The following is a 9398-nucleotide window of genomic DNA, read 5'->3' as shown; positions in this document are numbered from 1 at the left end:
TCAGCCAGTCAAAGTGCACGGCGTGCCCCAATCGCGTTAAAGTACCGCCGCGGATCCCTTCATAAGGGAACGCCCCTGAAGCTCCGTCGCATTCACCGTTGAGAAGGACGCCCACGGGTGTCAATACAGTCGCGCGCTCGGGGCATGTTCGTCGGCACGCTCCTTCCGGTCTCATTCAGGCGGACGTGCATAGGCGTCGTTGAGCGATGCACCTCAACTGCCGAAGTTGCATCTAAGTGTCTTGTATTCCGTCCACACACTGAAATGTGTGTCCGCGACACCTGGGCGGCCGACATGCAGGGCTGGGGAACCGCTGCGCGGCTAACTTCGCAAGTCCACCAGTGAAGCACCTGTGACATAAGCGCAGGGCCGAACCGTGCTACGCTCACGCTTCTTTGCCCATGGGTCCAGGTCTACAGCATCACGGATTTCCGATTGAGAGCTCGCCAGTTCTGGGGAGGCGGAGAGAAGCACTACCGCCCTCGGGTCGATATGTCAGTCGCGTCCGCGGGTTGCTAGGACGATTGGGCCAGGCCGCGGCTTCGTCACCTATCGAGCAGCAGAAGAACAGGTGGGTGCCTGGTATGCGAGTAGATCCACGGCCCAATCGGCCTACTGCAGCTCGCGTGGTTGACTGGACCTTAGACGCGAAACTATCGTGTCCGGCGGCCAAGACACCCCACGACTGCGATCACAATCAGCGTACGTCGCAGTTGCGCATATAGCTCACGAGCTCGAATCTCACGTAGCGCCAGGTTGCAGGCCTGCAAAAGCAAAGGCAAAGCTGTACCACGCAGGTCTATGGCTCGTTGGCAAATCAAGTTCGGCGGCGTAGCTTACTATTTCTCAACCTTGTTGCGTGTCAGGGCGATCATGCACTTAGATCTTTGCCAGGACGGGAAGAGCTCTCGCCGGCTATTGCTGGGCATTGAACCGAGCGAATTCGCAATGTGGCAAATAGACGAATACTGGAATGCGCAATGACCAATGTGATCATGCATCTGTTCGCGCACCACCGGCGCGCGATCCGGTGACCAGAAGCTCGCAATCACCAGAAGTTCGCAACCAACAGAAGTTCGCAACCAACAGCTTCCCGCCGCTAGGCAAGTCGATGTACGGCCTGCCTGCTGGATAGGGAGGGGCGCATCGAGATCACGATCAATAACCGAAATGGCAGGATCGATTTCCATCCAAGCAATGGATATTAAAATGCGAAGGAATGGGAACCTCTTTGGTTCAATGCGCCGAACAAGGCATCTTGCCGAATAGGATTGGAATTCGGTTCGCCCCATCTAGCACAAACCCGATGGCTCCATGACTACTGGAGCAAAGCGAACCTGAACCAGATCGATTTAATCTGGATGGATTTGCAGGAAGCGGTCACCGCTGGGCAGCAGAGCGTGACTCTGCTTTCCCAGGTTCAGACTGATCCATTAGGCGACGATGGCGGCGAGGTAGACTGCAGCCAAGAAGTTTCTGGCAAGTTTGTCGTAGCGAGTTGCAACGCCCCTGAAATCCTTGAGTCGGCAGAAACAGCGCTCGATAACATTGCGCCCTTTGTAGACGCGTTTGCCGAAGCTCTGGAGGATCACCGTTGGATTTGTTTGGAATGACGGGCTTCACGCCGCGATTGACGATTTCGGCGCGAAAGCCGTCGTGGCCTTTGTCCCCAATGAGGGTAGTCATGGGGGTGCGAGTTTCAAAAGGGCCGGCCGCGCGGCAATATCTGCGTCTTGTCTCGGAGTAAGATGAAATGCGCAAGGTTTGCAATCAGGGTCGTCCAGCGCGTAGATTTTCGTCGTCCGCCCACCGCCCGAGCGGCCGATCGCCTATTCATGTTCTCCTTTTCCGCCGCTCGCGGAGCGATGCGCTTTGATCGAGGTGGAGTCGATGGACAAAGTCGCGCCGTCCTTGCCGCAGCGGGCGAGCGTTTCAAAGACCGCCTTCCAATGGCCGCGCTTGGCCCAGCAATTGAAACGATTGTAGATCGTCGTGTAGGGACCATAGTCAGGCGGGCAATCGCGCCAGCGTGCGCCGCACTGAGCGTGTGAACGATACCGCTGATGATCCGTCGATCGTCTTCGCGCGCGGGGCCCGTCTGGTTCGTTGACAGACGCGGCTCTCTCTATCTGAACCCACTGCTTGTCGTTGAGCCAGAACAGTCCTTTGCGCATCGAAGTCCGCCATGCCGAATCAACTCGGTGCCAGGGAATCAGAACCAGCTGATTAGGTACAGACCCTTAGAGCAGAAAAGGGCCGCATCCCAGCGGCCGCTTCGCGGTTACAGTCGCTACTCCTGATAAAATGCCAGCCCGGCAGGGCGGGCTGGCCAGTGCTGCCGCCAGAGTACCCTAAGCCGGGCGCTCCATATCGCCGATAAGGATGACGTCGTCGCCTGGAACGTACCGTGAATCGGAAATGTGATTCCGCATTTCTGCCCTCCTCCGTAAATCGGAATCCCTTCTTGTAGAAAAATTCTGAAGCTCCCTCGTCTTGAGAAATAAGGGATAGACTGGAAAGGCCCGCTGAATCCCTAATCCGATCGGCAATGTCCAGCATAGCCGCCCCGACTCCTTTGTACCTCGACCAGTCGAGACTCTCTATGGTGAGAATTCGCAAAGTGTCGCGCCGCGGCGCCACGTTCATACTTCCCACCTTGTTGCGTTGATGGGCATTAGAAAACAAAGAAACGAGTTGGACATTGCCGCTATTGCTGATTGCTGTGTACAGCCTGACTTGCTCACCCCGCCGCTTGTCAAAAGCGAAAGAGGCTGGTCCCTCGGCTGCTAAAGCGGCCGTAAAAGCGGTCGTATCCGCGCGAGCGGCGCCCGCCAGCGCATCGCGCTGCTTGTGCAGACTCCGCTCGCCGGAGGGCACATTGTAGTGATTGATTCTCATCGCAACGGGATTGCTATTCGGACAAGCTTTCGAAAAGCTGACGTGCCCAAGGTTTGCAATCGGGGTCGCTCAGCGCGTGCCACAGCGCGAGCGGCCGATCGCCTGTTCAAGCTGCCGCATTTTCCGCTGCTCGCCGAGCGATGCGCTTTGATCGAGGTGGAATCGATGGACAAAGTCATTCCGTCCTTGTAGCAGCAGGGCGAGCGCTTCAAAGATCGCCCGCCAATGGCCGCGCTTGGCCCAGCGATGGAAACGATGGAGATCGTCGTGTAAGGGCCATAGTCGCGCGGGCAGTCGCGCCAGCGTGCGCCACGCTGAAGCATGTGAATGATCCGCTGATGATGCGTCGTCGCCATCGCGCGCCGGCCCCGGCTGGTTCGTTGGCAGATGCGGCTCGATCTGAGCCCACTGCTTGTCGTTGGGTCAGAACAGTCCGTTGCGCATCGAAGTCCCCGTACCGATTCAACTCGGCGCGAGGGAATCAGAGCTCGCTAATTAGGTACAGACCCTAATTGGTAGCTGAAATATCGCGCTTGCTCGGTATCTCTGGTAGTGCCGCAATCCTCAGCAAGCTGAGCGGGGCGCGTAGCCTTTTTGGATACGAAATCCGAGTATTCCGGTGGATTAGCGGCGACTACTTGATTTCATCGGCATAAAGGGCCCTCGCTTCTCTCCTAAATGCAGACCTGTCGATCTCCTCGATGGAGGCTCGGGAAACGAGCGAGTACGGCAGCTCCGTTGCCGAGGACGAAATGCCATAATAATCCCGCGCCGCGAACGGTTTCCGCAAAGCTTGGCTATCTCCTCACGGCCTCCATTCATCAGCCTGACTAGCGGTTGTGGATTGGCTGGATGAGCCAGGGCATCGGCCATGCATCAGATTCGCTCTCCTGTCGGCAAAGTTGGGATGCTGAGCGTCGTGCCGCGCAACCCAAGAGGAGCCCAATAGGAACCCTAGCTGACGACAGTACGCGCTCGGCCTCCGCACCACCGATCGCACCGGTTATGTAGGCCAACAACGAAACTGAGGACGAGGATAACTGCGGGGCAGCGCGACCTTACCCGAAACAAAGTAGCCAAGGCGACGGTTCGGCCAATTCCATCTACTCGTGTATGCGTCAGTGCTGGCCACCATCCGAGTCATTGGCCTGAGCGGGCGTGAGCAGTTGATCTTATAGACCTGGGCTCGACCGGTCCAAACCACCTCTGCCGAACAGGAGCAGATCAATTCCCCGAAGCCGCTGAGAGGGCACTCAAGCAGCACCAGGCTCGGAAGAAACAAGACGAACAATGGCGCAAACGTCAGAGGGACACACTCGAGAATGATCGGGGAGCGAGCCCGAAGCGAGATGTGGCGCAGGGCCTGACAGATAAAGGAAGAAGAAACGTGGTGAGACAATAACGCCAATGAAGTCGGCGAGAAAAACCTATCCAACATCGCCGAAAACTCGCGCTGCTCTATTGCTGGGCTAATGGCATGGGATATCATTCCCGGAGTCCAGAAGATGGACAGGAAATCCGCCCGGAGCCTTGGTGTCTCAGCATCAGTCTACAGAATCAGATCGCCCCCCAAAACGAAATCTTTGTCCAACGCAGGCGGGGCGGCCAACGGGCCCGGTTTGAAGCTAGTAAAGGGAGCGAAACGAAAAAGGCCCTCAACGAGGGTGGGCTTGGCGGCATCGCATTTGAGTTGGGAACTTGGGCGCGGGTACAACTGTGTCCGGCCGAAACTCGTCAGTTTCCTGAAAGCTAAGCTCCTTAACATGAGAACGTGGTTTCTTGACCACGGATGCCGCCCATGCGTCAACTGGTGACGAATCCAGCGAAAGCTCTGGCGGTTTTGAACCCATGTTCCAACCAATAGGAGAGCTGTATGGACAATCGGATCGACGGTGCTGGGCCTCCAGGGTCCCCAAGCGCCTACGAGTGGACTCAAGAAGATCATGACCTATTTAGTCGATAACCCACCGGAAGCTCAAATGCTGCGAGTCGGGTCGACGGGGGCGCCAGATTTCGGAGCGTTCTTCGTTGAGACCCGACGCCATCGTACGCCTCTCCCGGAGCAATGGGCCCCCCTGGCGCTTATTGAAAAGCTGCGTGAACAGGGGCTCATGCCAACCGCAGACCACCCAACAACCATTTCGCTCGACGGCAAGCTTTATAACGCCGAGCTAAAGGAAGGAGGGTTCGTTAGGCTTACACGTCAGGCCTGAGATCTGTGGTGGCTGAGCCAACTTGGTTGGGCGGAAGCACTCCGGCCCAGCCGACTTGGACTACCTAGACAATTCACCGTTCCCTACTGAACGGTCCGCATCGCCAGCGCGCATTTTGCAAATCCGCTGGCAGCTGGCGAACATGAACGCTGTGGCAGTTGAGTGGCTGCGCAAGCTCATGGCGGTCCGGGAGTTTCCTGAATACAGCACCGGCCAACAGCGATGCTGCGCTAGCGTTCGCGATCGCTCTTGCTATCGCTCGGTGTTGACCCGGTGAGTATGATGAAGCATCCTGCGCGGCAGGCCTGTCGAACATAAGATGTGAGAAGGTGATGCCAGCCGTGGTCGGAGCGAGTTCGATTTCATATCGCTCCGCCGAAGAGTGGAAGCGATAACATCTAATCGGCGGTTTCCGGAATATACCGTGCTGCCCAGATTCACTGGACGATGCTCCTGACGCGTACTCCCCGACTGGGCTAAGTCGGCGACCATTAGATGCAGAATCGTGTTCCGGCGGATAGGGAATTCACGGCCCACCTGCGGCATCGATCTCGGCGACTTTCGTGATCAGCGGCTTGACGGTGTTGACGTGTCACGAGGCGGCAGCCTAACGCGTTTGAGCTGGGCGAATACGTCCATTCCATCTTTGAGCCATAACGAATGGAAGGAGAAACTCGTGATGAGCGCCAAAATCGCCCCGCGCGCGAGCCGGTGGTGCCGAGCGCAAGTACTAACGTGGCGTCGGAGGTCTCGTGTCCTTAAGACGGCAATGCCGGTGACCTGACAATTGCCTTGCCAATCGAAAATCAAAAGAGATGCGCCCACGCGATCACGAGGGCGAGGGAGGTGGTGAAGCCGACGTGCCCGGACGGAGATGGATGATGTTCTGGTCGAGAGCCGGGATCGTAAAGCGGCCAAACGCCTGCTGTGTAAACTGCTGAAGAAGAGTGACATGCCCTGCGCGTCATGATCACGGATCTTGGGTTATATGGCGCTGCTCGCAGGGCCCTTCCTCGTGCTCTGCGTAACACCTGCGCCCGTCAGCTTGTGATCAGCTTGTCTGAGTAACATTCGCAGCACCGCCTAAGCAGCCCGACGCACTCGGGAGAGACTTACGTCGAAGGGAACGCGAACCGCCATGGATAATCGAATTAGTGGCTCATCCACACGCGCCAGCCAAGCTGACGAACCGAGGCAGTCGGTGGACAGCGACAGCTTTACCGAAACACTTGCGGGCCTGCCGTCCCGAGCGGCGCCGGATCCCCATGCTGGTTTGTCATTGGCGCCAACACAGCCGTACTCGCTCGTTTCCCAACCTCGTATCGTGGAGCTCGAAACGTCTTCATTCGCCTGGGAGTTGCCCGACAAAATGGGGCTCTGCGCCAGTAAGCCACATACCTCGGATGCAGATTTTCACAGTTCAACCTCTTCCAGCTCCACTACATCCCCTCCACCCAGGCCGCTGTTTGAATACAGGACGGTCGAATTGCCTCAGGCGAATGTAGACGGCATCTGCGTTGGGCTGACTGCGGAGTGGCTCCGCAATCTGAGCAGCAGCCCGTCAGCCCGAATGGATGCGCTCATACCGGAATCAGAAGGGCACCACTCAGCGGCTGAGCGGCAGCAGCAGTATCAGGACCTCAAGGATCGGTTGCGAAGTGAGGGAGCAGGAGCTTCTCAGGCCGACCTTGAGGCACAAAACACCATTTTGCGGGAAGCGGGCCTGGCACCGTCCGGAAGAGAGAACAAATACGGATTCGGCGAGCCCTCGAGGTTCTCGCGCGTGCTGGACAAAATTACCGGCGACGGATCGAAGTATTTGCTGAGTTTGTATTTCGCCGAAGGCGGCGCACACACAGTTGCGACGTCGGCGTCGAATGGAACAACCACGCTCTTCGACCCTAACTATGGAGAATTTACTGTTCCATCAGACCAGATGGGGTCATTGTTCCAAAGCCTCGCCAATCGTTACAGGAATCCTCCCAACGGGCGGCATTTATCGACAGTCACCACACAAAAGATGTACTGAGTCGGGCCTGAAGGCCGCTGGCGACTAATGCCTTCTCGTGGCGAACGAGTCGGTCGTGCTGACATTGGCTATTCCGGCTGTTGTCCCCTTGGGGCCGTCATGGCCGCCTCAAGGTGTTCGAGGATGTCCCGGATCTCGGCCGCCAAAGATGCTCCAAGCGGGGTCAACCCGACCAGTCGGCTCCTACTTCTGATGCGAGGTGTTCCGCGAGACTGCTGACGGAGCGGGCGACACGGGATGTCTCGTGGAGGACGATTGGCGATCGAGTTGAACGAGGCCCTGCGTATCAGAATGTGCGCTCCGTGAACGTCGGACGCCACAGGTGTTCAGCACGATCTCAAGCCGGGTATCCGTGTTGCGACCGATGCCGGATCACCGGCTAATGCGCCTGTCATCGCCGGCAGGTCGCCGACATAGCGATCGATCACGCGAAACCGTCAGGGCGATGGCCGACTGGTTGGTCGTAACGGAATAGAGGTTACACGTCGGACCTCCTTAAAGATGCGCGCTTGCATCGTCTGAACAGCCGGGCGGACGCCGCTGCAACCGAATGAAACCACGATAAAGCCGTGGCTCAACCTAGCTACCCCACCAAAGTCCGCGGCCGGCAAGTTCTGCATCGCCTTGAAATCAGCAAGCGAGGGCCGCATCATCGAGCCCGGAAAGCTGTGAAACGGTGTTGTGATGGTGGGCCGCGGCAATATCAAGGGTAGGGCTGTAATTCTTCTAAAGAACCCGAGATCTCGGCTCGCTCGCGTAACAAGGTATGGCACCTTAGCCGCGAAGCGGAATAAGCATAGCCGTAGAAAAGGCCAGCCGCGGGGAAAATGCGCTGCCCCTCGCCTTGCAAAGCGTGAGCACCGCGCCCCCTCTGTGCGTCAGCTTATTGTCAGCTCGCGCGCCTATCACTGTCCACAGGACTCGAGCAGGCCAGTACGGTGCAACTTTTGCGATAGGAGACCAAACGTCGTGTATAACAGAATCACTGGTTCTTCCAGCCAATTTCCAAGCGCGAGCCAAGCCGATGAATCGGAGCTGTCAGCAGATGGCGGGAGGTTTACCGAAACGCTTGCAGACACGGCCCCTGGTTCCTCCTCGGGGGTGGCACGGCCGTACTCCCTCGTTTCAGAACCTCCCATCGATGAGATCGACAGGGAGTCGTTCAGGCAAGAACTGAGAAATTTCTATGGTAACGACATCAAGCACATGGCCAATAATCCGCAAGAGTACTCGGATTTCGTTTCCGAAAAAGCTGAGCGCACAGCGATGGTCGCCAGAGCCGGATCCACCGTACAGGATTCGGACCAGGCGCGATATTTCAGCTATCAATTGGGTGACAAGAGTGTCGGGCTTCTAAAAACCGAAGGTCGACGTCGCATGGGAGGAGAGGCGTGGGAGCAGCACTTTCCTGGGCGGAAACACGTCTCGTCCGTTGTCGATCTCCGGGTTACTCATCCGCTCGTTGAGAACGCAGGCGATGTTCTGCTGGAACACCAACTTCGGCTTGACGGTAAGCGGGCGTTGGTCATGTCGCGTCCTGCCACGGATGAGGTGAAGCCCCGTCTAGAGCAGATGGGTTTTGTTCGCGTTGGTGACAATGAAGATGACAATGAATATGTGCTTGACCCTAGGCAGCATCCCGACAAGTGGACGCTGAACGAGGAGGGAAAATGGCAGCGGGTGGACAAGCCTCGCCTATATCTCTCCAAAGCTGAGAGTAGCGATGAGGAAAACGAAGGAAGTGTCGAGGAATATTCGGGCGAAGAATACATCGAAACGGATTCATCTGGGGACGATCCTTCTTGGTACTTCGACCGGCTCAATTTAGGCCCGGGGACCGGCTAGCAGAAGTCACGCCGGGTGCAGCTTGACTTCTCATACCGGCATGCACCGGGGCCAAGGCGACGCTGCAACGGGAGCACCCGGCACGCGCGGGTGTGCTCTCGTTGCGGCGCGCGAGCAGAAATAAATTAGAAGCGGCGGCGGTTCCCGAATTCGCAGGCAGAGCAACTTCTTTGAATTGCTAGTCAGCTGCTCTGAGCTGCCTTTTGGTCATTGGCAACTCTCTGGGATTTGAACGCTCCACAAGCATCGTGCGCAGCGCCGACGAAGTGGCCAAACGATTCTTGATGCTTATCGTGATTGATCATCAAGTTGTTTTCATCGTCTTTGAATGGCGTATTCAAGCTGGCGTTTAGTGGCAACCGGGAGCTTTTGTGTAAGCAGCATCCTACACGCGCGGTCACGAAGTGATCTGA

The 9398-nt window shown here is 57.2% G+C and carries 5 protein-coding genes and 2 pseudogenes; 2 read left to right on the top strand and 5 right to left on the bottom strand.

Annotated features, from left to right (window positions below; genetic code table 11):
• Positions 1-1433: 1433 nt before the first annotated feature.
• From CWO89_RS48350 to CWO89_RS49770, 4 genes and pseudogenes are all read right to left on the bottom strand, one after another.
• A complete protein-coding gene (locus tag CWO89_RS48350) occupies positions 1434-1592 on the bottom strand; it encodes a transposase (protein ID WP_245287529.1) in 159 nt (52 codons plus the stop codon).
• Between the two features lie 237 nt (positions 1593-1829).
• On the bottom strand, positions 1830-2174 hold the full coding sequence (locus CWO89_RS48345) for an IS5 family transposase (RefSeq protein WP_063623419.1): 345 nt from the start codon (positions 2172-2174) through the stop codon (positions 1830-1832).
• Positions 2175-2947: 773 nt separating this feature from the next.
• Positions 2948-3318, bottom strand: a pseudogene (locus tag CWO89_RS36045) (transposase); the annotation flags it as partial.
• A 71-nt stretch (positions 3319-3389) separates the two neighbouring features.
• Positions 3390-3473: pseudogene (locus CWO89_RS49770) on the bottom strand (effector protein NopP); the annotation flags it as partial.
• Between the two features lie 2839 nt (positions 3474-6312).
• Between CWO89_RS49770 and CWO89_RS36035 the strand changes: the two are divergent.
• A complete protein-coding gene (locus tag CWO89_RS36035; RefSeq protein ID WP_245475126.1) occupies positions 6313-7140 on the top strand; it encodes a YopT-type cysteine protease domain-containing protein in 828 nt (275 codons plus the stop codon).
• A gap of 969 nt (positions 7141-8109) precedes the next feature.
• Positions 8110-8985 carry a host specificity protein gene (locus tag CWO89_RS36030; RefSeq protein ID WP_130230645.1) on the top strand — a complete coding sequence of 292 codons (876 nt, stop codon included), beginning with the start codon at positions 8110-8112 and terminating at the stop codon, positions 8983-8985.
• Between the two features lie 182 nt (positions 8986-9167).
• On the opposite strand, the gene CWO89_RS47235 is transcribed toward CWO89_RS36030, so the two are convergent.
• Positions 9168-9398 (bottom strand): hypothetical protein (locus tag CWO89_RS47235; protein ID WP_207234642.1); only part of this gene is annotated, 231 nt, incomplete at its 5' end.

The organism is Bradyrhizobium sp. Leo170, from assembly GCF_004296405.1.
In the GTDB taxonomy this organism is placed as follows: Bacteria; Pseudomonadota; Alphaproteobacteria; order Rhizobiales; family Xanthobacteraceae; genus Bradyrhizobium.
This window is presented reverse-complemented; position numbering and strand designations above follow the sequence as displayed.